Origin of the sequence: Pimelobacter simplex (assembly GCF_900114845.1) — a bacterium.
Classification (GTDB): domain Bacteria; phylum Actinomycetota; class Actinomycetes; order Propionibacteriales; family Nocardioidaceae; genus Nocardioides; species Nocardioides simplex.
In genome coordinates this window covers 988,721-1,014,106 of sequence record NZ_FOUK01000002.1, presented here as the reverse complement: position 1 = coordinate 1,014,106, position 25,386 = coordinate 988,721, and the positions used below count along the sequence as shown (strand labels likewise).

Below are 25,386 nucleotides of genomic sequence, written 5' to 3'. Positions count from 1 at the left end.
TACGTCCCGATCAGCTCACGAGCCGCTTGCTTATCTTTGTAAGTCGTACTTATTGTTCTCAACATGACGACGCTGACTCCTCGCGAGCGCCAGATCGTCGAGCTGCTGCGGACCCAGCCGCTGCTCGACGCGCAGGCGATCGCGGACCGGCTCGGCAGCACCCGCGCGTCGGTCGCGATGGCGCTGTCGTCGCTGACCCGCAAGGGCGCCATCGCCGGGCGCGGCTACATCGTCCGCGACGAGCCGCACGTCGTCGTGCTCGGCGGCGCGGTGATGGACATCAAGGCCCGCACCGTCGCGGCCGCCGGCCTGCACACCAGCAACCCGGCGACGATCCACACCTCGCCCGGTGGCGTCGGGCGCAACATCGCCGAGGGGCTGGCGCGGCTCGGCCGCCGCACGTCGTTGATCGCGGCGGTGGGCGACGACGTCTTCGGGCGCGAGCTGCTCGCGCACACCGCCGACGCCGGCGTGTACGTCGACCACGTCGTGCGCGGACCGCTCGCCACCGGCACCTACCTCGCCACCCTCGACCACAGCGGTGAGCTGGTGATCGGGGCGTCCGACATGCGCGCCACCGACGGCCTCACCGTCGAGCAGCTCGGCCGCGGCCGCGACGTCCTCGCCCGCGCGGACTTCGTCGTGATCGACGGCAACATCCCGGCCGACGTCGTCCGGTGGGCGCTGCAGACCTGCGCCCAGCACGACGTACCGGTGCTGCTCGACCCGGTGAGCGTCGCCAAGTCCGCCCGCCTCGCGCCCCTCCTCGACGGCGTGCCGGTCGACACCGTCACTCCGAACATCGCCGAGCTCGGCGCGCTGGCCGGCGCGCCCGTCGCCGACAACCGGCCCGCGATCACCCGGGCCGCCGCGGCCCTCCACGAGCGGGGCGTGCGCCGGGTGTGGGTGCGCCGCGGCAAGCGGGGGAGCCTGCTCAGCGACGAGGGCACGGTCGTGGCGCTCGCCTCCCGCCCGGCCGACGTCGTCGACGTCACCGGCGCCGGCGACGCGATGACCGCCGCCTACGTCGACGCCCGCACCGGCGGCGACACCCCGGCCGACGCCGCGGACCTCGGCCACGTCGCCGCCGCCCTCACCGTCGCCCACCCCGACAACGTCCGGCCCGACCTCGACGCCGCCGCGATCCGCACCGCCCGAACGGAGACCCTCTCGTGACCAGCCCCCACCCGCTCCTGTCCGTCGCCCCCGAGGTCCGCGCGGCCCTTGACGCCGGCGGCCCCGTCGTCGCCCTCGAGTCGACGATCATCAGCCACGGCATGCCCTACCCGCGCAACGTCGAGATGGCGCGCGAGGTCGAGCAGATCGTCCGCGACGGCGGCGCGACCCCCGCCACCATCGCCATCCTCGACGGCGTCCCGCGCATCGGCCTGTCCGCCGACGAGCTCGACGTGCTCGCCTCCGACGAGGGCGTCGCCAAGGTGAGCATCCGCGACATCGGCTACGTTGCCGCGCGCCGGGCGCACGGCGCGACCACCGTCGCCGCCACCATGCGCCTGGCCGCCCTCGCCGGCATCCGCGTGTTCGTGACCGGCGGGCTCGGCGGCGTCCACCGTGGCGGCGAGGACACCCTCGACGTCTCGGCCGACCTCACCGAGATGAGCCGCACCGACGTCGCCATCGTCAGCGCCGGCGTGAAGTCGCTCCTCGACATCGGCCGCACGCTCGAGGTCCTGGAGACCCTCGGGGTCCCCGTCGTCGCCTACCGCGCCGACGAGTTCCCGTCGTTCTTCTCCCGCTCCAGCGGCTTCACCGCGCCCATGCGCCTCGACACGCCCGCCGAGCTCGCCGCCATGATGCGGGCGAAGTGGGACCTCGGGCTCGAGGGCGCGATCTCCATCGCCAACCCGGTGCCCGCCGCCGACGAGATCCCGCAGCCCGAGATCGAGGCGACCATCCGCCAGGCGCTCGCCGACGCCGACGCGCGCGGGATCCGCGGCAAGGACATCACGCCGTACCTGCTGGGGCGGATCGTCGAGCTGTCCGGCGGGGCGTCGCTCGAGACGAACATCGCGCTGGTGCGCGACAACGCCCGGCTGGGGGCGGCGATCGCCGTCGAGTACGCCGCGACGACCGCCGCGTCCTAGACCTTCGCGAGGATGCCGGCGTCGACCGGCAGCGCGACCCCGGTGATGTAGCGCGCCTCGTCGGAGGCGAGGAACAGCACGGCATGGGCGACGTCGCTCGCCTCGACCCACGGCACCGGGAGCGCGTTGGTCGCGGTCGAGACGCCGACGATGTCGTCGCGGCCCGGCTCCGGCAGGTCGGGGCGGAACATGCGGAAGATCTCGTCGTTCATGATCATCGGCGTGTCGACCTGCGTCGGGTGCACGCTGTTGACCCGGATCCAGTGCGGCGCGAGCTCGTTGGCGAACGTCCGCATCAGGCCGGTGACCCCGTGCTTCGCCGCGACGTAGTGGGCGAGGTTCGGCGTCCCCTGGAGGCCCGCGGCCGAGCTGGTCAGCACGATCGATCCGCCGCGGCCCGCCGCCACCAGGTGGGGCACGGCGGCCTTGATGGTGTGCCACGTGCCGGTCAGGTTGATGTCGATCATCTCCTGCCAGGCGGCCTCGGAGATCTCGTGGCCGGCCGCGTAGCTGGCGATGCCGGCGTTGGCGACGACGATGTCGAGCCCGCCCAGCGCCTCGATGCCGGCGGCCAGCTCGCGCTGCAGCACGTCGAAGTCGCGGACGTCGACCTGCGCGGCGTACACCTGCCCGCCCGCGGCGCGCACGAGTGCGCACGTCTCGTCGAGGTCGTCGGAGCTCGCCATGTCGTAGCTGACCGACGCGACCGGCGCGCAGATGTCGAAGGCGATGATCGAGGCGCCCTCCTCGGCCAGGCGCACGGCGTGCGCGCGCCCCTGGCCGCGGCCGGCGCCGGTGATGAGCGCGACCTTCTGGTCGACACGTCCCATGGTCACTCCTTCGTCGGGCTCGGCCCGCGCACCCCGACGATCGCCTCGGCGATCGACAGGTAGCGGTCGAGCAGTGGGTCGAAGCTGAGCGGCGCCTCGGGCCGGTAGAACGTGGCGACGCCCGCGCACATCGAGGCGATGGCGCGCCCGGCGTCGCTCGGGTACGGCGTGTGGAAGACGCCGCCGTCGACGCCGCGCTCGATGATCTGGTCGAGCAGGGCCTGCAGCTCGTCGCGCCGGTCGAGGTACTTGCGCCGGTTGCCCGGCTCGAGGCTGCGCAGCTCGCTGGTCGACACGATGGCGCCCTTGCGCCGGTAGACGTGGAAGAGCAGCATGCTCGACACCAGGGCGTCGAACTGCGCGCGTGGGTCGTCGTCCGCCTGGGCGACGGCGAACCGGCTGCGCTCGACGAGCTCGTCGACGATCACCATCATGAGGTCGAAGAGGATCTCCTGCTTCGACTTGTAGTGGTGGTAGATCCCCGGCACGGACAGGCCCGAGCGGTCGGCGAGCTGGCGGGTCGTCGTCCCGTGGTAGCCCTTCTCAGTGAAGACGTCGAGCGCCGCGCTCAGCACGCGCGGGAGGTCCTGGTCGTGGTAGATCCGCCAGTCCTCGTACGTGTCGGTCGGCAGCACCGTCGTCGACGCGCCCCCGTCGCCGTTGCGCTTGCGGGCGAAGTCGATGAGCCACTGCAGCGCGTCGACGTCGTCGACGGCGCCCATGCTCGTCACCCGCCGCGGCGACGTCCCCTGGAGGATGCGCTTGACCGGCACCTCCAGCCGCTTGCCCGTGCGGGTGCGGGGGAGCGCGGGGGCGACGATGATCTCGTCGGGGACGTGCCGGCGCGACGTGCGGCCCGCGATGGTCTCGACGATGCGCGAGCGCAGGCCGGCCTCGTCGGTCCCGCTCGCGGTCACGACGAAGAGCGGCATCCAGTAGCCGCCCTCGGCGAGCTCGACCCCGACGACGAGGCTGTCGAGCACCTCGGGCAGCGACTCGAGGGCCTCGTAGATCTCGGCACTGCCGAGCCGGACGCCGTTGCGGTTGAGGGTCGAGTCGGTGCGGCCGTGGATCATGATCGTGCCGCGGTCGGTGATCGTGATCGAGTCGCCGTGGCGCCACACGCCGGGGAAGACGTCGAAGTAGGCGTCGCGGTAGCGCTCGCCCTCGGGGTCGTCCCAGAACGCGATCGGCATCGACGGCATCGGCTGGGTGATCACCATCTCGCCGGTCTCGCCCGGGGGCAGCCGGTTGCCCTTCTCGTCCCACACCTCCAGCGCCACGCCCAGGGCGGTGCCGCTGATCTCGCCGTCGTAGACGGGTAGGTTCGGCGCGCTGGCGACGAAGATGCCGACGATGTCGGTGCCGCCGCTCATCGAGCCGACCTGGAGGTCGCTGCGCACGTGGTCGCGGACCCACTGGTTGCTGCTGGCCGGCAGCACCGACCCGGTGACGCCGATCAGCTCGAGCGCGGAGAGGTCGAGGTCGCGGCCGGGCTCGAGCCCGTCGCGCGCGCTGGCCTGGAGGTAGCCCGGGCTGGTGCCGAACACGGTGACGCCGAGGTCCTGGACGACGCGCCACAGCAGGCCGGTGTCGGGATGGGTCGGGCTCCCGTCGAACAGCACGATGGTCGCGCCGTGGAGGAGCCCGCAGATCTGGGCGTTCCACATCATCCAGTTGGGCGTGGTGAACCAGAAGAAGACGTCGTCCTCGTCGACGCCCATGTGGAAGCCGGGGGAGACGAGCTGCTCGAGCAGCGCGCCGCCGTGCCCGTGCACGATGCCCTTCGGGCGGCCGGTGGTGCCCGACGTGAAGAGCACCCACAGCGGGTGGTCGAAGGGCACGTCGACCGGGGTGGTCACCGGCCTGCTGAACCGCTGGAGCTGCTCCCACGGGACGTCGCACGGCGTCGTGTCGTCGCGGTGGACGCCACCCGTCTCGATCGAGACCACGAGGGCGTCGACAGGCAGCAACACCCGCAGCTCGGCCACGGCGTCGCGGCGGTCCTGCTGCTCGCCCTTGAAGAGGTAGCCCGTCCCGGCGATGAAGACGGTCGGGTCGAGCTGGCCGAGGCGGTCCATCGCCGCGGTGGGCGCGTAGTCCATGCCCGTCTGCGACCAGACGGCGCCCAGCGTCGCGGACGCCAGGAAGGCGACCACGCCCTCGATGCAGTTGGGCAGGTAGGCGACGATCCGGTCGCCCTGGCCGACGCCGCGGTCGGCGAGTGCGCCGGCGACCGCGGCGACCTGCTCACGCAGCTGGCCGAACGTGATCGACTCGCGGTGGCCGTCGTCGCGGACCAGGACGATCGCCTCGCGCTCGGGGGCGCCGTGCTTGAGCATCTCCCGGGCGAAGTTCAGCGTGGCTCCGTGGAACCAGCGCGCGCCCGGCATCTCGTGCGACGACAGCACCTCGGTGGCCTCGGTGGCGAAGTCGACCCCGAAGTAGGCGGCGACCGACTGCCAGAACAGTGCCGGCTCGGCGGCGGACCAGGCCTGCAGCTCGCGGAAGTCGCGCGGGTCGGCGAGCGTGACGATCCCCTCGGTACCGAGCCAGCGGGCGAAGTCGACCACCCGCGAGCTGTCGATCTGGTCGTCTGTGGGCAGCCACGCTGCCTCGACAGTCACGTCCGCACATCCCCTTTCGATTGCCTCACCTGCTCGTGCGCTGCTCATCGGCGGTTCGGCAGCAGTGACCCACGGGTGATCACGACGTCGATCGCAACAGCAAGGATAAGGACCCCGCCGGTCGCGAAGCTCTGGACTTCGGTCGACAGCCCGAGGAGCTGGACGCCGTTGTTGATCGACCCGATCACCAGTGCCCCCAGGAGGGCGGCCCACACGGTGCCCCGGCCGCCGAAGAGGCTCACGCCGCCCACGACGGCAGCCGCGATGGCGTTGAGCATGAGCGGCCCGCCGCCGGACGAGTTGGAGACCGCGAGCAGGCGCGAGGCCTCGACCATGCCCGCCACCGCGGCGCACACGCCGAGCACGAGGAACGAGTAGATGACCATGCGGGACACGGGGATGCCCGCGCGCTGCGCCGCCTCCCGGTTGCCGCCGACCGCGTACAGGTGCGTGCCGTAGCGGGTCCGGCCGGTGAAGTAGGCGGCGATCAGCAGCATGCCGACGAGGATCAGCACGGGCAGGGGGAGTCCCGGGCCCTCGCTGAGGACGGCGATCGACCCGAAGATGACGACCCCGCTGACCAGCGCCGGGACGCCGACGGGCACGAGCGGCGAGGTGCCGCTCTCGCGCTCGCGGTGGGTGCGGTAGCGCGTCGCGCAGAAGATCAGCCAGCCGGCCGCGCCGAGCGCGAGGCTCCAGCCCGACGGGATGTACGTCGAGGAGATCTTGGCGTAGTCGGTGCCGGCGACGTTGATGGCGAACTCCGGCGGCAGCACGACGAGCAGGAGACCCTGCAGGATCACCATGCCGCCGAGCGTCACGATGAGCGACGGGACGCCGAAGATGATCGCGAGCACCTCGGCTCCCACGAAGGCCACGCCGACGGCGACGCCGCCGAGGATCGCGACCCACAGCGGCCACTCGCTCTTGATCGCGAGCTGCGCCGTGACCGTCGCGCAGACGCCGGAGAGCATCGCGGACGACAGGTCGATCTCGCCGACCAGCAGAACGAAGACGACGCCCAGCGCGAGGATCGCCGTCGTCACGATCTGGAGGGTGAGGGTGGTGATGTTGCCGGAGGTCAGGAAGGCCGAGTTCTGGGAGTAGAAGTACACCCAGATCAGCGCGAGGACGAGCAGCACCGGGATGCTGCGGTACCGGCCGCTGAGCCCCTCGACCATCCGCGACAGCATGGGCGTGCCGGCCTCGGCCGGCGCGGCCGCGGGCGCCGCGGTAGGGGGCTGGATCTGCTGCGTGCTCATCGGATGCCCTCAGGGGTTCGAGGAGCCTCGTGGGCTCCGGTGATGGCGGCGATCAGGTCGCTCGAGGAGTAGTCGCCGCGTCCGAACTCGGCGACCTTGCTGCCGAGGCGCATGACGACGACCCGGTCGGCGACCTCCTGCACGTCCTTGAGGTCGTGGGAGATCACCAGGACACCGCGGTCCTGGGCCTTCAGCCGCAGGATCAGGTCGAGCACCTCGGCGCGCTGCGTGACGCCGAGCGCGGCGGTGGGCTCGTCGAGGAGGACGAGGCTCGGGTCCGAGATGAGGGCCCGGCAGATGGCGATGCCCTGGCGCTGGCCGCCGGAGAGCCCGCCGACGGGCGTGGTCAGCGAGCGGAGCTTCACGGCGAGGCTGTCGAGCACCTGGCGCGCCTCGACCTCCATGCGGTGCCGGCTGACCGGCCGGCCGCGCAGGAGACCACCGGTGATCTCCTGGCCGAGGAAGAGGTTGCGCACCGCGTCGAGGTTGTCGCACAGCGACAGGTCCTGGTGGACGGTGTGGATGCCGGCGCTCTGCGCCGCCCGTGGCGTCTCCAGCCGCACGCTCTCGCCGCGGACCTGGATCGTCCCCGAGTCGGGGTGCTCCACCCCGGAGATGACCTTGATGAGCGTGGACTTGCCGGCACCGTTGTCGCCGACGAGCGCGACGACCTCGCCGCGGTGGAGCTCGAGGTCCACCTCGTGGAGTGCGCGCACGCCACCGAAGTACTTGGAGACCTGGCTCAGCTGCAGCAGCAGCTCACCTGCTTCAGGCATGGGGATTCCCTCCGTGAGTGGGGCTGGGTGGGTGGGGTGCGGCCGCCGGTCCGCCGGTGGCTCGCCGGCGGCCGCACCTCGTGCGGGGACGGTCGGTCAGCCGACCTTCGCCTTGCAGGTGGGGGTGCTCGCGGCGGGACCGCCGTCGCAGATCTGCTCCCAGGTGAAGATGCCGAGGTCGACCGCCTGCTGCACGATCTCGCCCGGGTCCTTGCCCTCCTCGAGGTGGATCAGCGTCGTGTCGAGCTTGGCCGTCGGGATGTCGTCGGTCCCGTTGTTCACCTCGTCCTTGACCAGGTCGGACGGCGGGTCCTCGCCGTTGATCGCGGCGAGCGTGATCTTCGCGGCCGCCTCGGCCTCGACCGAGAACGCCTTGAGGACGGTGTCCTCCTGGTCGCCGGTCAGCATGTACTGCAGGCCGGTGAGCTCGGGGTTCTGCCCGCCGTAGACGGGGATCTCGACCTTCTGGCCCTTGAGCGCGGCGATGATGCCGGACGCGTTGCCGTCGTAGAAGCCGAGGAAGGCGTCGACCTTGTTCTGGGTCTTGGTCAGGCACTGCTCGGCGGCCTTCTGGGCGTTGTCGGGCGCCCAGTCCTTGATGTAGTCCTCGCAGACGACGTTCAGGGTGCCGTCGTCGATGAGCGGCTTCAGGATCTCGTCCTGGCCCTTGAGCATCTCGGTCGTGTAGACGTCGCCCTTGTTGCCGTACTGGCGGGCGAGGTCGACCGGGCCGCTGCCGAAGGCGCCGGCCTCGACCTGGCTCTTGAAGTACTCGGCCTGCTGGAGGCCCACCTTGTAGGGGTCGAAGATGACCTGCGCGTACATCGGTCCGTTGAGCGGCGGGTTCTCGTAGCCGATCACCGGGATCTTGGCCGTCGCGGCCGCCTGCAGCAGACCGGCGCTCGTGTTGGGGTCCGCCGCCACGACGACCAGCGCCTTCGCGCCGGCCGCGATCGCCGAGTTCGCCTGCGAGAGCTGCGTGGCCGAGTCGCCGCCGCCGTTGACGAACTTCACCTCGATGTCGGGGTCGAGCTCCTTCATGGCCTTCTCGAAGTCCGGGCCGTCCTGCTGGATGTACCGGGTCGGGGTGGTGTTGGGCGCCATGAAGTAGACGAGCTTCTTGCCCGAGGACGAGTCGTCCCCGGAGCCGCCGTCGCCACCGCAGGCGGCCGTCACCAGGCTGAGCCCGGCCACGATCGCGACGAGGCCGACCTTGGCCCGTGCCTTTCTACTGCCTTGCATCATTTTCTCCTTCGAGGGACGCACCCGGCCTGCTGGCAGGGATGTCACGAGCGCTGGGGTCGCAGCAGCTCGTCGGGTGACGGGGCGAGGGGAAGGCCGAGCCCTCCTCGCCCCGTCGATATCGCCCAGAGCCCCCGAGTCGACTCATGGGATGAGGGGAACCGGAACGGTCAGGAGCGCACGCCGTGCAGGTCGGCGGTGATCTGGAGCGCGAGGTGCTTGGAGTAGACGCGCACCCACGCGAGCGGGCCGCCCATGAACCAGAAGCCCGGCTGGCCGGTCCGGCGGTAGAGGCCGCCGATCTCGCCGTCCTCGCCGATGCCGAGGACGGAGGGGAGCCGGTCGGCCACGCCGTCGCCGAACAGGCGGCGTGCGGTCTCGCGCATGTTGGAGTAGCCGGTCGCCAGGACGACGAGGTCGGCGTCGAGCTCGCGGCCGTCCGCGAGCCGGATGCCCGACGGGGTGAACTCAGCGAGGCCGGAGCCCTGGGCGAGGGCGATCCTGCCCGAGGCGATCAGGCCGGAGGCGCCGACGTCGATGTAGTAGCCGCCGCCCTTGGCCAGCGCGAAGCCCATCAAGCCGGTGCCGTCGGGGCCGTCGTTGAGCTGGAAGCCCACCGCCTCGAGGGAGGCCAGCAGCTCGGCGTCCTTCTCGGCCGTCTGTTTCACGCCCTCCTTGGCGGCCTCGAGCACGAGGGGCCAGGGGAAGGCGCTCGCCAACAGGTCGGCGTACTCGGTGGGCGGGCCGGACTCGGTGAAGTTGGCCCCGAAGATCGCCGGGATGCCGTGCTGCTGGCTGATGATGTGGGTCGAGGAGCGCTGCACCAGCGTGACCTCGGCACCCGCCTCGTGCAGGTCCTGCGCGATGTCGTGCCCGCTGTTGCACGCGCCGACCACGATCGCCTTCTTGCCGGCCCAGCTGCCGCCGGCGCCGTGCTGGCTGGAGTGGTAGACGGTGCCCGCGAACTCGTCGCGCCCCGGGAAGTCGGGGATGTTGGGCTCGCCCGCCGCGCCGGTCGCGAGGACCACGTTGCGCGGGCGCAGGGTGCGCTCACCCTGCTCGGTGCGCACCGTCAGGGTCCAGGCGCCGGCCTGCTCGTCGTACGCGGCGTCGGTCATCTCGGCCGAGCACCAGACGTTGAGCTCCATCGCCTGGGCGTAGAACTCGAACCAGTCGGCGATCTTGTCCTTGGGGGAGTAGATCGGCCACGACTGCGGGAACGGCAGGTAGGGGAGGTGGTCGGCCCAGACCGGGTCGTGCAGCACCAGCGAGTGGTAGCGCCGGCGCCAGCCGTCGCCGATCCGCGCGCTCTTCTCGAGGATCAGCGCGTCGACGCCCATCAGCCGCAGGTTCGCCGCGAGGGCGAGCCCACCCTGACCGGCCCCGAGGATGACGACCTCGGGCTCGTGGTCGTCGTACGCCTGGGCGGCCTCGCGCTTGTCCTTCCAGTTGCGCTGGGTCGTCGCGCCCACCTCGTGCCGCGGCCCCGTGGGCCGGCGCTCGCCGAGCGCCCGCTCGTGACCCTTGAGGTCCTCGACCCCGGTCATCACGGTCCAGGCCCGCCACCCGTCGTCGCCCTGCCGGAGCCGGGCCACGCCGCGGCACCAGGCCCCGGCGGTCTCGAAGGTGAAGAACCCCTCGATCGTCCCGCTCCCGCCCTCCTCGGCGACGAAGCGCGGACCGAACTCGGTCACCACCCGCACGCCGGAGACCTGCGCGGGCTTGAGGTGCTCGTCGAGCAGCCCGGCGATGCGGTCCGTGCCGTGGTAGGTGCCGAGGTCCCAGCTGAGCGCGAGGAGATCGCGCCACCAGCAGCCCGCGTCGAGCAGGTCCGTGGTCGCGCCGGTGTCCGCCGTCGCCAGGGCGTCCGCGAAGTCCGCGAGCCATGCCTCGAAGGCTGCCTTCACCTCGTCAGGAGACGAGCCGGTGTCCACCTTCACGTGAGTCCCTCCTTGCGGGCCTTCCTAGGCCCAGATCCGCCGACCGAGCGATCGCTCGGTGGACGGAAGTGTTGCACACGTCACACGCCGGGGGAAGGGGTTCGGGTGAGATCGCGTCCGGAGAGCGCGGTTCGCGGGTCGCGAGAGGGGAGGGCGGGCTACCTCACCAGCGCGTCGCTCAGGCCGGACAGGAAGGCCGGGTAGGGCAGCTGGGGAGGGCGGACCTGCGCTGCGGCGATGGTGCCGGCGCGCCGCCAGTGCTCCTTGCGGACGGCGATGCTGGTCCCCGGCTGGGTCTCCACCCCCACGCGCGCCGAGAACCGGGCGACCTCCGCCAAGGCCGCGGGCATGCCGCCGGACGTCCAGGCGCGGGTGGCGGCCACGAGGTCGGCGGGCCGGGAGATGCCGCACGCGACGGCGCTCGCGCCGGCGACGAGGTCCTCGACGAGGTTGGCCCCGCCGAGGCCGCTGAGCAGCTGCAGGTGCGGGAGCGCCGCGGCCAGGGCGTGGATGCGGCGGAACGTCGGCGGCGCCTCGCACTTGACCGCGACGACGGCGGGGGCCGCGCGCAGGGCGCCGACCAGGTCGTCGAACGCGATCGAGACGCCGGTCGGTCCGGGATAGTCCTGCACCCACACCGGGAGCCCGCACGCACGGTGGGCGGCCTGCAGCCGCGCTGCCACGAGCTCGGGGTCGGGCGAGTGGACGGGCAGCATGACGGCGGCGAGACGGTCGGCGCGAGGGCGGATCAGCGTCCGGAGGTCGTCGAGGTGGCCGTCGTCGTCCAGTGCCATGACGGTGGCCACGACCGGGCGGTCGCCCGCGCTGTCCAGCACCGTGTCGAGGACGGCGGCGCGCTCCGCGCGCGTCAGGGCGCCGGGCTCGGCGATGACTGCCAGCGCGACGACGCCGTGCACGCCCTGGTCGAGCAGGGAGTGCACGTGCGCGGCCAGTGACGCGTGGTCGACGGTCAGGTCGGGAGCGAACGGGGTCAGGACCATTCCCCACACGGGCAGCTCGGGCATCTGGTCTCTCCTCGGCGTCGTGTGATTAGATGCAATCAAGACAATACTGCATCCAATCTGGTGTGATGGAGTGGGAGACCGAGGAGGCCGCCATGACCGAGAACGACCGAAGCCGAAGTGTCGGGACCGAGCTGTTGTTCGAGAACCACGTCGTCCGGGTGTGGCGCATGCGTCTCGCGCCGGGCGAGTCGTGCTCGCCGCACATGCACGCCAACGACCACGTCCTGGTGTACGCGAACCCGTCGAAGATGGAGGCGCGCGAGGAGGGCAGCGACGGCGTCATCCGCCAGCCCTCGGACGAGGGCTTCGTCCTCTACCGCGAGGTCGGCGTCGAGGGCCTTCCTGCCGACCACTGGATCACCAACGTCGGCGACACCGAGAGCACGCACTACATCGTCGAGATGCTCGGGCCGAGCCGCAGCGAGGTCGCTCAGGCCCCCGTGCACAACGGCCGGGTGATCCCCGGCCTCGAGACCGACTGGTGAGCGAGTCCTGGCAGGTCAACGGGATCGAGCTCGCGGTCGCCGCGGCGGGCGACGGCCCCGTGGTGCTGCTCGCGCACGGCTTCCCGGACCTCGGGGTCACCTGGCACCTGCAGGTGCCCCTCCTCCTCGACGCCGGCTACCGCGTGCTCGTTCCCGACATGCGCGGCTACGGCGACAGCGCGCGCCCCGCGGCCCGGTCGGCCTACGCGGTGCGCGAGATCGGCCGGGACCTGATCGGACTGCTCGACCACGAGGGCGTCGACCGGGCGCACGTCGTCGGTCACGACTGGGGCGCGCAGTGCGTCTGGTCGCTGGGGCTGGACCACCCGGAGCGGCTGCTCTCGCTGACCGGGCTGAGCGTGCCGCACACGCGTCCCGCGCCCGCGCCTCCGATCGAGATCCTCCGGCGCCGGCTGGGGGAGGAGTTCTACCAGGTCCGCTTCCAGGCCGAGGGTGCCGCCGAGCAGGCACTGGAGCGCGACACCGCGGCGACGCTCGCCGCCGCGTTCGCCGACGACTTCGAGGCGGTCGGCCGGCCGGCCGGGCCGCGCGATCGTCCGGCGTGGATGAGTGCGGACCGGTTCGCCCACCTCGTCGACGTGTTCCGGCGGACGGGGTTCGCGGGCGGGCTGTCGTACTACCGCAATATCAACGACAACTGGCGCGCGGCGTCCGCCCGCGAGCCGCACCTCATCGAGGCGCCGTCGCTGTTCCTGACCGGCAGCGCGGACCCGGTCGCCGCCTTCATGCGCGTCGACGACAGCCTGTTCGCCGACCTGCGGGTGGTCGTCGTCGAGGGCGCCGGGCACTGGGTGCACCAGCAGGCGCCCGTCCGTGTGGGCGCGGAGCTGCTCGAGCACCTGCGCCGCGCGGACGAGCTGGCCGGGACCTAGGAGCTCCGCTCGATCCAGTGCGCCGCGGCCTCCACCGAGCTGCGGATGTGGTCGCTCATCAGGGTGCGGGCCCGCTCGGCGTCCTGGGCGAGGATCGCGTCGGCGATGGCCTGGTGCTCCGCCATGTTGCGGGCGATGAGGCGCGAGCTCCCGGCGTAGGCCCCGAACGAGATGTTGTGCGGGAGCTTGCGTCGCAGGTCGGCGATCGCCTGCTGCAGGTAGCGGTTCCCCGACGCCTCGAGGATCGTCGAGTGGAACGCCTCGTTCGACTCCATCCACCGCTCGGCGAGCTCCTCGCCCGGTCCGGTCACCTCGAACGCCGCTTCGAAGTCCTGCCAGGCCACCGTCATCCGCTCCGCCTGGGCGTCGTCGATGTGGACGGCGGCGAGCGAGGCCGCCAGGCCCTCGAGCTCGGCGCGGACGACGCCGATCTCGCGGACGTCCTGGCTCGACTGGCCGTTGACCCGCGCGCCGCGGTGGGGCTCGATGGTCACCAGGTCCTGGGCGGCCATGATGCGCAGGGCCTCGCGCACCGGGGTGCGACTGATGCCGAACTCCCGGGCGATCGCGTCGTGACGGAGCCAGGTGCCCACCGGGATGGTCCCGACGATGATGCGGTGCTGGAGCTCGGCGGCGACGCGCTCGCTCATCGACTCGCTGCTGCTGCTCACCGGTCGCTCCTCGATCCTCTGGGGGTCCGATGATTGCATCCCACCGGGCCGGGACTGCACGGACCCGCCGCGCGCCACGCTGCTCACCGGCCGACCGCGTAGCCCTGGGCGCCGCGCGGGTTGGCGGCCGCGGACACCCTGCCGGTGTCGTCGTGAGCGGCCAGCGAGAGCCGGCCCAGCGACCATCCCGCGGACGTCGTCACCACGTGACCTCGCGACCGGAGCTCCTCGATGACGCCCGGGGCGAAGCGGTCCTCGATCACGGCGCCTCCCGGGGTCCACGTGCGGGGCCAGAAGCTCCCTGGCGCACTGGTGGTGTGGAACATCGGCGCCTCGATCGCCGCCTGGGGGGACTGGCCCGCCACGAGGAGGCGGAGCAGCAGCACCAGCTGCCACTGGTCCTGCTGGTCGCCGCCGGGACTGCCCAGGGCGATCACCCGCCCGGGGGCCGTCACGATGGTCGGCGTCAAGGTGGTGCGCGGTCGCGCGCCCGGGCGCAGTGCCGAGGGGCTGTCCGGGTCGAGGTGGGTCATCTGCAGCCGGGTCCCGAGCGCGAAGCCCAGCCCGGGGATCGTCGGAGACGACTGCAGCCAGCCGCCCGACGGGGTGGCCGAGACGGCGTTGCCCCAGCGGTCGACGACGTCGACGTGGCACGTGTCGCCCCGGGTCTCGCCGTTCCACTGCACCGTCGGCTCGCCGGTCGTGGGGAGGGTCAGCTCGTCGGCCTCGGCGACGACCAGGGGCGGGCGGTACGTGCCGAGCCCGGGCCCGGCTCCTGGTCGGAACGCGTGCGACGCGGTGGCCTGCACCAGCTCCCGGCGGCGCTGGGCGTACTCGGCTGAGAGCAGGGTCCGCAGTCCCTCGGCACCGAGTCCCTCGCCGTAGTGGGCGTCGCGATCGGCCAGCGCCAGCTTGAGTGCCTCGAGGGTGCGGTGCACGCCGTCGGCGGTGTCGAGGTCGAGCTCGTGGTCGTCGTACTGCTCGAGGATGGCGAGGGCCTGGAGCAGCACCGGCCCCTGCGTCCAGGCCCCGGCCTTGTGCACCCGGTGGCCGCGGAACGTGCGGCTCACGCTCGGCTCCCAGTGCGCGGCGTACGCCGCCAGGTCGGCCGCGTCGAGGACGCCGCGGTGCTCCCGGCCGTCCGAGTGGGCGTGCGCGGAGGCGGCCACGAAGGCCGTGATGCTCTCGGCGACGAACCCCGAGCGCCACCGCGCCCGGGCCGCGTCGATCTGCTCCTCCCGGCTCGCGGCCGAGCCTGTCGCCTCGTCGCGCAGCCGCCGGAGCGTCGCGGCCCAGACCTCGTTCCGGATCACGTCGCCGGCGCGCGGGGCGTGCCCGCCGGGGAGCCACTGCTGCGCCGAGGTGGGCCACGAGGTGCGGAAGAGGTCCTCGACCTCGCCGATGACCCGTGCGGCCGAGGCCAGCACCGGGTGCCCGTGCTCGGCGTAGTGGACGGCGAACTCCAGCACGTCGCCCAGCCGCCACGTCCCGTGGTCGCGCAGCAGCAGCAGCCAGGCGTCGACCGCGCCCGGGACGGCGGCGGCGAGCGCTCCGGAGCCGGGCACCGAGGAGAAGCCCTCCGAGCGGAGGTGCCGGATGCTCGCTCCCCGCGGTGCCGGTCCCTGCCCGCACAGCACCCGCGGCTCCTGCCCGGGCCGGGCGACCAGTGCGACGAGATCGCCGCCCGGGCCGTTGAGGTGCGGCTCCACCACCTGGAGCACGAAGCCGGCGGCGACCGCGGCGTCGAAGGCGTTGCCGCCGCGCTCGAGGACGGCCTGCCCGACGGCGGACGCCACCCAGTGCGTCGAGGCGCACATGCCGAAGGTGCCCTCGAGCTCAGGCCTGGCCAGGAAGGCGGGTGGGTGCATGAGCGGCTCCTTGGGCGAGGGACTCAAATAGAATCCGAGTAGTGACAGATAGGATGCAATCTGCTTAGAGTGTAGTGCAACACCCATTCGCGGAGATCCGGGGCCGCGCACGAGAGCCGAGGAACAATGACTCGATCGAGGATCCGCCAGGGCGCCCTGGCCGTCGCTGCACTGGCCGTCGTCTCTGTCTCATCAGGCTGCAGCGACAGTCCGCGCGGCGGGGGCACCGACAAGGTGCTGAACGAGACCGTCTCCGCCGACGAGGCCGATGCCGTCCTCGACGAGCTCGGTGCCGGTCCCGCCGAGAAGTGCACCAGCGGAGAGGGGCTGACGCTCGGGTACGCCGCCGTGTGGAGCTCCAACGCGGGCGGCAAGGCCGGCAACGACGCCTTCAGGGCGGCCGCCGAGGCCTGCGGTGCGACGCCGCTGATCGTCGAGGCGAAGGCCGACGACCCGCTCAACACCATGATCACGGCGATGGACCAGATCGTGGCGCAGCAGGCCGACGCCGTGTCGTTCTTCCCGCTGAGCGCCGACGTGATGACCGCTCCCAGCCAGCGAGCGGTCAAGGCCGGCATCCCGGTCGTCGCGGGCGAGATCACGAACTTCGACGGCGCCGCCACGACGTTCCACCAGGACCGGCTCACGGCCTCCGTGAACGCGGCGCGGCTGTTCTGCGAGAAGTTCCCCGACGGCGGCGAGCTGATCTACGGCGCCTACGGCAACCCTCAGCAGGACCTGATCGACATGCAGGACCGCTTCGAGGAGGAGCTGGACGCCTGCAGTGACGGCGGGTTGAGCGTCGCGGGCACCTACTCCAACAAGACCGACGACATCGCCGGCGGGCTGAGCACGGCACAGGCCGTCCTGCAGCAGCACCCCGATGCGGTCGGCGTGGTCGCCTACAGCGACACCAACGCCGTGGCCGCGTCCCGCGCGGCCGACAACCTCGGCATGCGGGACCAGTTGACCATCGTGGGCTACAACGCCGACGCGATCGGCCTCGACGCCCTGGCGAAGGGCACCATCGACTACACCTTCGCCTGGGGCCTGCCCGAGCAGCAGCAGAAGGCGGTGGAGGTCATGATCGCTCTCGCCAAGGGCGAGCCCGCCCCCCGCTACGTCACCGTCTACCCCAAGTGCCTCAGCAAGGCGACCGTCGAGGAGATGCCGTCGATCGCGGTGCGGACCGCGGGCATCGCCGAGGGCCGTGACCTCGAGCCGACCGGCATCCAGCCGCTCGTCGAGAGCGACGAGCCGCTGCTCGAGGCGAGCGCCGAGCAGCGCGAAGCGGTCGCGTGTCCGCTCGACTGACCGGCCACGGCCGGGACCGGACCGAGAAGGGAGCGGAAGCGCGATGACCAGCACGGACGGCGGGAGCGACCTCCTGCTGAGGATGACCGCGGTGAGCAAGCGCTTCCCCGGGGTCCAGGCGCTGGACGGCGTCCACCTCGACGTACGACGGGGCGAGGTCGTCGGGCTGGTGGGGGAGAACGGCTCCGGGAAGTCGACGCTGCTCAAGATCGCCGCCGGCCGCCACGCGGCCGACGCCGGCGAGCTGTGGTTCGACGGACGCCCCCGCTCCGCCCTCTCGCCGGCGACGGCGCTCGACCTCGGCATCGCCCTGATCGCTCAGGAGGTGCAGGTGCAGCCGCGGCTCACCGTCGCCGAGAACCTGCTCGACGGGCGCCCGCCCCGGCGTCTGGGGCTGATCGACTGGCGGCGGGCGAACCGGGCCGCGGAGCGGGAGCTCGCCGAGCTCGACCTGCCGCTGAGCCCCACCGCCCTCGTGGGGGAGCTGCCCCTGCACCAGCAGCAGATGCTCGCCATCGCGCGCGTCGTGCGCCGGCAGCCGCGCCTGGTCCTGTTCGACGAGCCGACCAGCTCGCTGACCGGCGAGGAGACCGAGCACGTGTACGCGATGATCCGGGGTCTCGCGGAGCGCGGTGCGGGCGTCGTCTACATCACGCACCGGTTGCGCGAGTACTTCGACCTCACCGACCGCGTGACGGTGCTGCGGGACGGACGCGACGTCGGCGTCCGCGAGACGGCCTCGGTCGACGAGGGCGAGCTGGTCCGGATGATGGTCGGCCGGCAGCAGGTGGCGATCTTCGAGCGCCCCGCGGCCAAGGACACCGAGGACCTGACCGAGGCGCCGCCGGTGCTCGAGGTCTCCGGTCTGAGCAGCGCTCGGCTGGTCGACGTCGACCTCCGGGTGCGGGCCGGCGAGATCCTGGGGATCGCCGGACAGGCCGGAGCGGGGCGCACCAGCCTCGCGGAGACGCTCTTCGGGCGCTGGCCGCACACCGGCACCGTTCGGGTCGCCGGCCGCCAGGTCTCGCTGACCTCGCCCCGGACGGCGATGGACGCCGGCATCGCGCTCGTGCCCGAGGACCGCAAGCGAGCGGGCCTGGTGCTGTCGATGTCCGTCCAGGAGAACCTGGCGATGGCGTCGCTGTCCCGGCGTGCCCGGTGGGGGATCCGGCGCCCGGCGCCGGAGAGTGCCGCCACGGCACGGATCGCGCGGGAGCTCTCCGTCAAGGCAGCGAGCCTCGACGTCGCCGCCGGGACCCTCAGCGGCGGCAACCAGCAGAAGATCGCCATCGGCAAGTGGCTCCTCAACGACCCGCGGGTGCTGGTCCTCGACGAGCCGACGCGCGGCGTCGACGTCGGGGCCAAGGCGGAGATCTACGCCCTGGTCGAGGAGCTCGCCCGCCGAGGTCTCGCGGTCGTGGTGGTCTCGTCGGAGCTCCTCGAGGTGCTCCGGCTCGCCCACCGCGTGGTCGTGATGGCCAAGGGCCGCGTCGTCGGCGAGGAGCCCGGCGCGGTGGCAACAGAAGAGTCGATCACCCGGTTGGCGTTCACCGCGCCGGAACCGGAACACCACAGGAAGGCAGCAGGATGAGCTCGAGCGAGGACACCACGGTGCGGACGGACGCCGCGTCGCCCACGGCCGGCCGGCCGGCCACCGGCACGGGCTGGCGGCATCGCCTGGCCGGGAGCAGCGCGCCCGCGTACGCCGTCGCAGGCCTGCTCGTGCTCGTGGTCGTGTTCGAGCTCCTCACCGAGCCGAACTTCTCCTCCTCGTCCAACGTCACCAACCTGCTGCGCACCGGCGCGGTGCCGATGCTGCTGTGCGTCGGGATGACGATGGTCATCCTCACCGGCGGGATCGACCTGTCCATGGGCGCGATCCTCAGTGTCTGCGGGATCGCCTACGCCAAGCTGGTGATGGACGGCCTCTCTCCCGAGGTGGCCCTCGTGCTCACGGTGCTGCTGGGAGCCGCCATCGGCTTCCTCGTCAACGGTCTGCTGATCGGCAGGGTCGGGCTCTCGTTCTTCGTCGTCACGCTGGCGAGCGCCTCGCTGCTGAGCGGGTTCGCGCTGCTCTGGTCGGGCAACCGCCAGTACGACCTTTCCTGGGACGCCCTCGCCCGGACCCTCGGCAACGACGCGCTCGGCGGCGTGCTGCCCTACGGCGCCCTGATCGCGGTGCTGGCCGTCGTCGTCGCCGGCGTGGTGCTGACCTACACGGTGTTCGGCCGCTCGGTGTACGCGATCGGGGGGAACCCGGAGGCCGCGCAGCTCTCCGGCATCCGGTCGCAGTGGGTGGTGCCGGCCGTGTACGGCGTCAGCGGCGCCTGCGCCGGCCTGGCCGGCGTGATGATGATCGGCCGCCAGACGATCGCCGATCCGACGGCCGGCAACAACACGATCGTGCTCTACGTCGTGGCGGCGACCCTGCTGGCGGGGGTCTCGATCACCGGCGGCAGCGGGTCCGTGTTCGCGGCGCTGATCGGCACGGCATTCCTCCAGGTGCTGGCCAATGCGCTCGCTCTCCGCGGGTTCAACAACTCCTGGCAAATGGTCGTCACCGGCGCGATCCTGCTGGTGGCCGTGTACCTCGACCGGGTGCGGCAGCGACTCCTGGCCCGCCGGGCCTGACCCCCGACTCCACCGATGAGAGAGGCAGAATCAGTGAGCTCCACCCAGACGCCCGATGCGGGCGTCGCCGAGATGGCGGCAGCGACCCGCTCCCGCGCGGTCGCGGCCGGGATCGACGTCCACGAGTACGACGCCGTCACCGGCGCCCTGACCACGCTCGACCGCTGGAGCGACAGCTTCCGCCACGTCGCGGCGGGCTACGTGCGGACCGCCGTGGCGGCCCGCGAGAAGGGGCTCGCGGTCACGAGCGGCGAGGCCTTCCTGGCCGCATCCGCCTGGTACTACTTCGCCGGGTCGTGGCCGAGTCCCCGCACCGGCACCTACCAGGAGGCGGCGCAGGCGCAGTCCGCCGCGCTCGCCGTCCTCGACCCGGGGGCCGAGCGGCTCGAGGGCGAGCTGTTCCGGGGTGTGCTCCGCCGTCCGGCGCGGGAGTCCGCAGCCCTGGTGGTGCTCGTCCCCGGCCTCGACGGCGCGAAGGAGGAGCTGTGGTCGTTGGCCGAGGCGCTGCTGGCCCGCGGTTGCGCGACCTTCGTCCTGGACGGCCCCGGACAGGGTGAGCTCGTCGGCGTGCAGCCACCGACGACCGACTACCCGGCGGTCGTGCGCGAGGCGCTCGACGTCGTGGGCGCGCGCTTCGCGGAGGAGGGACGGCACGTCCGCGCCGGGATCCTCGCCTGCAGCCTCGGCGGTCTCTACGCGACGGCCACCCTCGCCGAGGAGCCGCGGCTGCGTGCCGGCGTCATCGTCAGCGGGCTGGTGCGGGTCCCCGCCTACGACGATCTTCCGCCGCTGATCCAGGGGCTCCTGACGGTGCGCGCGGGCGACGAGGAGGGCGCCCGTCGCTTCGCCGGCTCCCTCGACGTCGCCGATGCCGCTCTCGCCATCGACGTCCCGCTCCTGGTCGTCGACGGCGATGCCGACCCCCTCGTCCACGGCGACTTCACCGGCCGGTGGCTCGCCGAGCACGTCCCGGGCGCGGAGCGCCGGGTCGTCTCCGGCGGCGACCACAACATCGCGAACGCCCGCGGACGCTGGCTCCCGGCCGCCGCGGACTGGCTCGCGCAGCAGCTCGGCGCGCCCGTCATCAGTGCCGTCCCGGCCTGAACCCGTACCCCCCATCCGACACAGGAGGAATCGATGAACAGCTCGTTCGAAGGGAAGGTCGCCTTCATCACCGGCGGCGCCCGAGGGCAGGGCCGCGAGGCGGCCGTCGAGTTCGCGCGGCGCGGCGCTGACGTCGTCGTGGTCGACATCGCGGCCGACATCGCCAGCGTGCCCTACCCGCTCGCCTCGAAGGAGGACCTGGAGGAGACCCGGGCGCTGGTCGAGGCGGAGGGGCGCGCGTGCCTGGCCCAGGTCGCGGACGTGCGCGACCAGTCGGCCCTCGACGACGCAGTGGCCGCGACGGTCGACCGGTTCGGTCGCATCGACGCGCTGCTCGTCAACGCGGGCATCTACGACTGGTCCGACAAGCCGCTCTGGGAGACCCCCGAGGCGGCCTGGGCCGACCAGATCGGCGTCTGCCTCGAAGGGGCGTGGCGCACCGCCAAGGCGGTCGCGCCGGTGCTGGTCGAGCAGCAGAGCGGGGCCGTCGTCTTCACCTCCTCGAACGTCGGTGTCGAGGGCGCAGCCTGCAGCGCGCCGTACGTCGCCGCGAAGCACGGGGTGATCGGGCTGATGCGCGTGGCCGCGTTGGAGCTCGGCAACCACAACGTGCGGGTCAACGCGCTGCTGCCCTCGACGACGGACACGCTGATCAACGACCACCCGACCGGGTGGCGGCGCGCCAGCGGCAAGCCTGACGGGACGCGCGAGGACTACCTCGACGCGGTCCACCAGTGGACGGCGATGCGCAACGTCGGAGTCCTGCCGGCCCGGGCGGCGGCACTCGCCGCGATCTGGCTCTGCTCCGACGACGCCGCGTTCGTGCACGGGATCCAGCTGCCCGTCGACGCCGGGCACCTCCTGCTCCCCGGCATGAACCCGTGGCCGGTGCGGGATGCCTGAGCCGACCATGCGGGCCCTGGTCCGCGACGCGTCCGCGGAGGCGGGGGTGCGCCTCGCCTCCGGAGTGCCGGTCCCGGTGCCGCAGCCGGACGAGGCGCTGGTGCGCACGACCGCGATCGGCCTGAACTTCGGCGAGGTGAACGCCGGCGTCTTCGACCTTCCCGACGGCACCGTGCCGGGCTGGGACTCGGCGGGGGTCGTCGAACGTGCGGCTGCCGACGGCTCCGGGCCTCCCGAGGGTGCTGTTGTCGTGACGCACGGCGGGCTCGGCGGCTGGGCCGAGCTCCGCGCCGTCCCGACCGCGTGGCTCGGGACGGCGCCATCCGGTGCCGACCCGGTCGCGCTGGCGACTCTCCCCGTGGCCGCGACGACCGCGCTGCGGGCGCTCCAGCTCACCGGGACCCTCGGCAAGCGGATCCTGGTCACCGGGGCCAGCGGCGGGGTGGGCCGGTTCGCCGTCCAGCTGGCGCGCCGTGGGGGCGCGCACGTCGTCGCGTCGACCACGAGCCCGGCGGAGCTCGGACCGCGACTCCGCGAGCTCGGCGCGACCGAGGTCGTCAGCCACCCGCGGGAGGTCGACGGTCGCCTCGACGGCGTCATCGACCTGGTCGCCGGTGACCAGCTCGTCGCGGGCTACCTAGCGCTGCGCCCCGGAGGCGTGCTGGTGGCGATCGGGCACGCCACCGTGACGGAGACCGTCTTCCCGGTCGGCGCCTTCCACGCCCACGGCGGCCTCCACGACCGCCGGCTCGTGACCTTCCACCTGCACGGCGGTGCCCCGGTGGGCGAGGACCTCACCCTGCTGGCGACGGAGGTCGCCGAGGGCCGGCTGGACGCCGAGGTCACCTGGCGCGGGCCGTGGGACGACCACGAGACGCCGTTCTCCCTGCTGCGCCAGCGAGGCCTGCGCGGCAAGGCCGTCCTCGAGGTCGGATGAGCGGGCTGAGCCCGGGCGCGGTCGCCGTCGCCGAGCGCTCTCGGCTGGCGGCGATGCTCGCGCTCACCTTCACGACCGGCATGGTCGACGCGATCGGTTACCTCGGCCTCGACCGGGTCTTCACCGGCAACATGACCGGCAACGTGGTCATCCTCGGGATGGCGGTGACGGGCGCCGGTGACCTGCCGATCGCGGGCCCGCTCCTCGCCCTGGCCGGGTTCATGGGGGGCGCCGCCATCGGTGGGCGCGCGCTGCGCCGCGCCGAGCCGGGCTGGACCCGCGTGACGACCCTGCTGTTCACGGCCGTGGGGACGATCGTCCTCGTCCTGGGCATCGCGACGGCGGTCGTCGGCACCGAGCACGAGCCGGTCGCCCTCGCCGTCACGACCGCACTCGGCGCGGCCATGGGGCTGCAGGCCGCGACCGCGCGGTTCCTGGCGGTCAAGGACGTGACGACGGTCGTCGTGACCTCGACGCTCACCGGTCTCGCGGCCGACTCGCGGTTCGGCCTGGGCACCGGGTCCGGCTCCGGGCGCCGCGTGCTGGCCGTCCTGGCGATCGGGGTCGGCGCGCTCGCGGGCGCGCTGCTGCTGCGCGCCGGACTCGGGTGGTCGCTCGTGGTCGTCGCGGGGATCGTCCTGGTGACCACCCTGGTCGCCGCGCTGCACGAGGCCGGACGACTGACCACTGCCACCGTCACTGCCACTGCCACTGCCACTGCCACTGCCACTGCGCGAGGAGAACAGGCATGAGCGCTCTCACCCACCGATCCGTCGAGACGAACGGCATCCGCATGCGGATCGCCGAACAAGGATCCGGCCCCCTGGTCCTGCTGTGCCACGGCTTCCCCGAGGGGTGGTACTCCTGGCGCCACCAGATCTCCGCGCTCGCTGCCGCCGGCTACCACGTCGTCGCGCCTGACATGCGCGGCTACGGAGACACCGACGCTCCCGAGGCGATCGACCAGTACACCCTGCTGCACCTCGTCGGTGACGTGGTCGGTCTGCTGGACGCCCTCGGCGAGGAGACCGCGGTGATCGTGGGCCACGACTGGGGTGCCTCGGTCGCCTGGCACGCGGCGCGGCTGCGGCCGGACCGCTTCCGCGCCGTCGCCGCCCTGAGCGTGCCGTTCCGTCCGCGTGGGCCCGAGCGCCCGACCAGCCTGATGCGGCGTTCGGAGGGAGCCACCTTCTACAAGCTGTACTTCCAGGCTCCGGGCGTGGCCGAGGCGGAGCTGGACGCCGACCCGCGCGCGAGCGTCCGCGACATCCTCCTCCGGCTCTCCGGTGACGTGCCCGTCACGCCGGACCTGGACGGCGGCTTCGCCATGGTGCCCGATGACGGCGGCCTGGCGGGGCGGATGGCCGAGCACGCCGGGACGGAGCTCCCGCCGTGGCTCAGCGAGGCGGACCTGGACCACTACGCCTCCTCGTTCGCGAAGGCCGGCTTCCGCGGCGGGTTGAACTGGTACCGCAACGAGGACCGCAACTGGGAGCTGCTGCGTGCCTTCGCCGAGGTGAAGGTCCAGGTGCCCGCTCTGTACGTCGCCGGTGAGCGCGACCTGGTCCTGGGCTTCCCCGGCGACAGGGACAACGTGGCGAACCTCGAGGCCAGTGCGCCCCTGCTGCACGACGCCGTCCTCCTCCCGGGTTGCGGGCACTGGACGCAGCAGGAGCGGCCCGACGACGTCAGCGCCCTGCTGCTGAAGTTCCTGTCGGCGCTGTGACGAGCCGGCCGTCGATGCTCGCGCTGCGGAAGCCGGGTCCGGAGCCGGGCGAGCTGGCGCTGCAGGAGGTCGCGAGACCCGAGCCGAGCCCGGGGCAGGTCGTCGTCCAGGTGCACGGTGCGGGGATCTGCGGGACGGATCTCCACATCATGGAGGGGGAGTACCCCAGCGAGCCCCCGGTGACCCTCGGCCACGAGGTCGCCGGCGTGGTGGTGCGTGCCGGCACCGCCGACTCTCCCTGGGTCGGCGCGCGGGTCGGGGTCGAGTCGTTCTTCTCGACCGACGACACCTGCCCGATGTGCCGTGCGGGCCGCCGCAACCTGTGCCCCGAGCGCCGGTCCATCGGCAGCTTCGAGGACGGGGGGTTCGCGCCGGAGGTCCTGGTGCCCGTCCGGAACCTCCACCGGTTGCCCGACGCGCTGGATCTCCACGCCGCCGCGCTCCTGGAGCCGTTGGGCTGCGTGGTGAACTGCCTGCTCGATCCGCCGCGGATCAACGCCGGTGATCGCGTGCTCGTGACCGGGCCGGGCACCCTGGGCCTGCTCGCCGCGCAGGTCGCGCGCAGCTGCGGAGGCCAGGTCACCGTCGTCGGGACGTCGCGAGACGGCGCACGCCTGGCCGTCGCACGGGACCTGGGCTTCGAGGCGAGGACGGTGGAGGAGAGCATCGGCGACGTCGAGCGCGCGATCGAGTGCTCCGGGAGTGCCGCCGGCCTCACCCTGTGCCTGGAGCGCCTGCTTCCCGGAGGGCACCTCGTCCAGATCGGCCTCTTCGGCAGGCCGGTCAGCGTGCCGCTCGATCTCCTCTGCTCGAAGGGCCTCTCCTGCTCCTCGGACATCGCGGCGCCCGCGTCGGCATGGCAGCGCGCGCTCGCACTGGTGGCGAGCGGAGAGGTGGAGCTGGACGCCCTGATCACGGAGGTCGTGCCGCTCCGCGACTGGCGCCGTGCCTTCGACTCCTCGCGCACCGCTGACGGGTTGAAGTACGTGATCGACCCGCAGCTGCCGGGCGAGGTGCCCCTGCCCCCTTCGTAGAGAACGGGCGAGT

Annotated in this window: 22 protein-coding genes; 13 read left to right on the top strand and 9 right to left on the bottom strand. The window is 72.6% G+C overall.

Annotated features, from left to right (window positions below; translation table 11 throughout):
* Positions 1 to 63: 63 nt before the first annotated feature.
* Both BM223_RS12440 and BM223_RS12435 read left to right on the top strand, forming a co-directional pair.
* On the top strand, positions 64 to 1,176 hold the full coding sequence (locus BM223_RS12440; RefSeq protein WP_038677536.1) for a PfkB family carbohydrate kinase: 1,113 nt from the start codon (positions 64 to 66) through the stop codon (positions 1,174 to 1,176).
* Positions 1,173 to 2,105 carry a pseudouridine-5'-phosphate glycosidase gene (locus tag BM223_RS12435; protein ID WP_038677538.1) on the top strand — a complete coding sequence of 311 codons (933 nt, stop codon included), beginning with the start codon at positions 1,173 to 1,175 and terminating at the stop codon, positions 2,103 to 2,105. Before BM223_RS12440 ends, BM223_RS12435 begins: the two co-directional genes overlap by 4 nt.
* Here BM223_RS12435 and BM223_RS12430 read toward each other — a convergent pair.
* From BM223_RS12430 to BM223_RS12400, 7 genes are all read right to left on the bottom strand, one after another.
* Positions 2,102 to 2,935 (bottom strand): mycofactocin-coupled SDR family oxidoreductase, encoded by an 834-nt coding sequence (locus BM223_RS12430; protein WP_038677539.1) that lies wholly within the window; start codon positions 2,933 to 2,935, stop codon positions 2,102 to 2,104. The two genes, BM223_RS12435 and BM223_RS12430, sit on opposite strands and share 4 nt — an antisense overlap.
* Before the next feature lie 2 nt (positions 2,936 to 2,937).
* Entirely contained in the window at positions 2,938 to 5,562 is a 2,625-nt protein-coding gene (locus BM223_RS12425; RefSeq protein ID WP_075018572.1) for an acetoacetate--CoA ligase, read from the bottom strand.
* Positions 5,563 to 5,606: 44 nt separating this feature from the next.
* The gene (locus tag BM223_RS12420; protein WP_052138345.1) at positions 5,607 to 6,824 is read right to left on the bottom strand and encodes a sugar ABC transporter permease; all 1,218 of its coding nucleotides are present in this window, start codon (positions 6,822 to 6,824) and stop codon (positions 5,607 to 5,609) included.
* The gene (locus BM223_RS12415; protein ID WP_038677540.1) at positions 6,821 to 7,600 is read right to left on the bottom strand and encodes an ATP-binding cassette domain-containing protein; all 780 of its coding nucleotides are present in this window, start codon (positions 7,598 to 7,600) and stop codon (positions 6,821 to 6,823) included. Before BM223_RS12415 ends, BM223_RS12420 begins: the two co-directional genes overlap by 4 nt.
* Positions 7,601 to 7,696: 96 nt before the next feature.
* Complete coding sequence (locus tag BM223_RS12410; protein ID WP_038677542.1) at positions 7,697 to 8,842, bottom strand: ABC transporter substrate-binding protein; 1,146 nt, start codon at positions 8,840 to 8,842, stop codon at positions 7,697 to 7,699.
* 170 nt (positions 8,843 to 9,012) lie between these two features.
* Positions 9,013 to 10,782 carry a flavin-containing monooxygenase gene (locus tag BM223_RS12405; RefSeq protein ID WP_038677544.1) on the bottom strand — a complete coding sequence of 590 codons (1,770 nt, stop codon included), beginning with the start codon at positions 10,780 to 10,782 and terminating at the stop codon, positions 9,013 to 9,015.
* Positions 10,783 to 10,940: 158 nt separating this feature from the next.
* Positions 10,941 to 11,807, bottom strand: a complete 867-nt coding sequence (locus tag BM223_RS12400; protein ID WP_075018571.1) for a dihydrodipicolinate synthase family protein — start codon at positions 11,805 to 11,807, stop codon at positions 10,941 to 10,943.
* A 92-nt stretch (positions 11,808 to 11,899) separates the two neighbouring features.
* Here BM223_RS12400 and BM223_RS28980 point away from each other — a divergent pair, with 92 nt between their 5' ends.
* Together BM223_RS28980 and BM223_RS12390 are read left to right on the top strand one after the other, a co-directional pair.
* Positions 11,900 to 12,292 (top strand): cupin domain-containing protein, encoded by a 393-nt coding sequence (locus BM223_RS28980; protein ID WP_075018605.1) that lies wholly within the window; start codon positions 11,900 to 11,902, stop codon positions 12,290 to 12,292.
* On the top strand, positions 12,289 to 13,185 hold the full coding sequence (locus tag BM223_RS12390; protein ID WP_158510181.1) for an alpha/beta fold hydrolase: 897 nt from the start codon (positions 12,289 to 12,291) through the stop codon (positions 13,183 to 13,185). The genes BM223_RS28980 and BM223_RS12390 overlap by 4 nt, the downstream gene beginning before the upstream one ends.
* On the opposite strand, the gene BM223_RS12385 is transcribed toward BM223_RS12390, so the two are convergent.
* Positions 13,182 to 13,856 carry a GntR family transcriptional regulator gene (locus BM223_RS12385; RefSeq protein WP_200887089.1) on the bottom strand — a complete coding sequence of 225 codons (675 nt, stop codon included), beginning with the start codon at positions 13,854 to 13,856 and terminating at the stop codon, positions 13,182 to 13,184. The two genes, BM223_RS12390 and BM223_RS12385, sit on opposite strands and share 4 nt — an antisense overlap.
* Before the next feature lie 83 nt (positions 13,857 to 13,939).
* Positions 13,940 to 15,724 (bottom strand): gamma-glutamyltransferase family protein, encoded by a 1,785-nt coding sequence (locus BM223_RS12380; RefSeq protein ID WP_038677545.1) that lies wholly within the window; start codon positions 15,722 to 15,724, stop codon positions 13,940 to 13,942.
* Between the two features lie 234 nt (positions 15,725 to 15,958).
* Here BM223_RS12380 and BM223_RS12375 point away from each other — a divergent pair, with 234 nt between their 5' ends.
* From BM223_RS12375 to BM223_RS12335, 9 genes are read left to right on the top strand one after another with little or no spacing between them, the layout of a single operon-like run.
* Positions 15,959 to 17,038: a sugar ABC transporter substrate-binding protein gene (locus tag BM223_RS12375; protein ID WP_038677547.1), complete on the top strand. Its 1,080-nt coding sequence runs from the start codon at positions 15,959 to 15,961 to the stop codon at positions 17,036 to 17,038.
* 43 nt (positions 17,039 to 17,081) lie between these two features.
* Positions 17,082 to 18,629 (top strand): sugar ABC transporter ATP-binding protein, encoded by a 1,548-nt coding sequence (locus tag BM223_RS12370; protein ID WP_038677549.1) that lies wholly within the window; start codon positions 17,082 to 17,084, stop codon positions 18,627 to 18,629.
* Positions 18,626 to 19,669 carry an ABC transporter permease gene (locus BM223_RS12365; RefSeq protein ID WP_052138347.1) on the top strand — a complete coding sequence of 348 codons (1,044 nt, stop codon included), beginning with the start codon at positions 18,626 to 18,628 and terminating at the stop codon, positions 19,667 to 19,669. Before BM223_RS12370 ends, BM223_RS12365 begins: the two co-directional genes overlap by 4 nt.
* 33 nt (positions 19,670 to 19,702) lie before the next feature.
* Positions 19,703 to 20,773 (top strand): alpha/beta hydrolase, encoded by a 1,071-nt coding sequence (locus tag BM223_RS12360; RefSeq protein ID WP_052138348.1) that lies wholly within the window; start codon positions 19,703 to 19,705, stop codon positions 20,771 to 20,773.
* Between the two features lie 33 nt (positions 20,774 to 20,806).
* Positions 20,807 to 21,676: a mycofactocin-coupled SDR family oxidoreductase gene (locus BM223_RS12355; RefSeq protein ID WP_038677550.1), complete on the top strand. Its 870-nt coding sequence runs from the start codon at positions 20,807 to 20,809 to the stop codon at positions 21,674 to 21,676.
* On the top strand, positions 21,669 to 22,613 hold the full coding sequence (locus BM223_RS12350; protein WP_218030679.1) for a zinc-binding dehydrogenase: 945 nt from the start codon (positions 21,669 to 21,671) through the stop codon (positions 22,611 to 22,613). Before BM223_RS12355 ends, BM223_RS12350 begins: the two co-directional genes overlap by 8 nt.
* Complete coding sequence (locus BM223_RS12345) at positions 22,610 to 23,365, top strand: DUF1275 family protein (protein ID WP_038677553.1); 756 nt, start codon at positions 22,610 to 22,612, stop codon at positions 23,363 to 23,365. The genes BM223_RS12350 and BM223_RS12345 overlap by 4 nt, the downstream gene beginning before the upstream one ends.
* Complete coding sequence (locus tag BM223_RS12340) at positions 23,362 to 24,339, top strand: alpha/beta fold hydrolase (protein ID WP_038677555.1); 978 nt, start codon at positions 23,362 to 23,364, stop codon at positions 24,337 to 24,339. Before BM223_RS12345 ends, BM223_RS12340 begins: the two co-directional genes overlap by 4 nt.
* Positions 24,336 to 25,373 carry a zinc-dependent alcohol dehydrogenase gene (locus tag BM223_RS12335; RefSeq protein ID WP_141267455.1) on the top strand — a complete coding sequence of 346 codons (1,038 nt, stop codon included), beginning with the start codon at positions 24,336 to 24,338 and terminating at the stop codon, positions 25,371 to 25,373. The genes BM223_RS12340 and BM223_RS12335 overlap by 4 nt, the downstream gene beginning before the upstream one ends.
* Positions 25,374 to 25,386 lie beyond the last annotated feature (13 nt).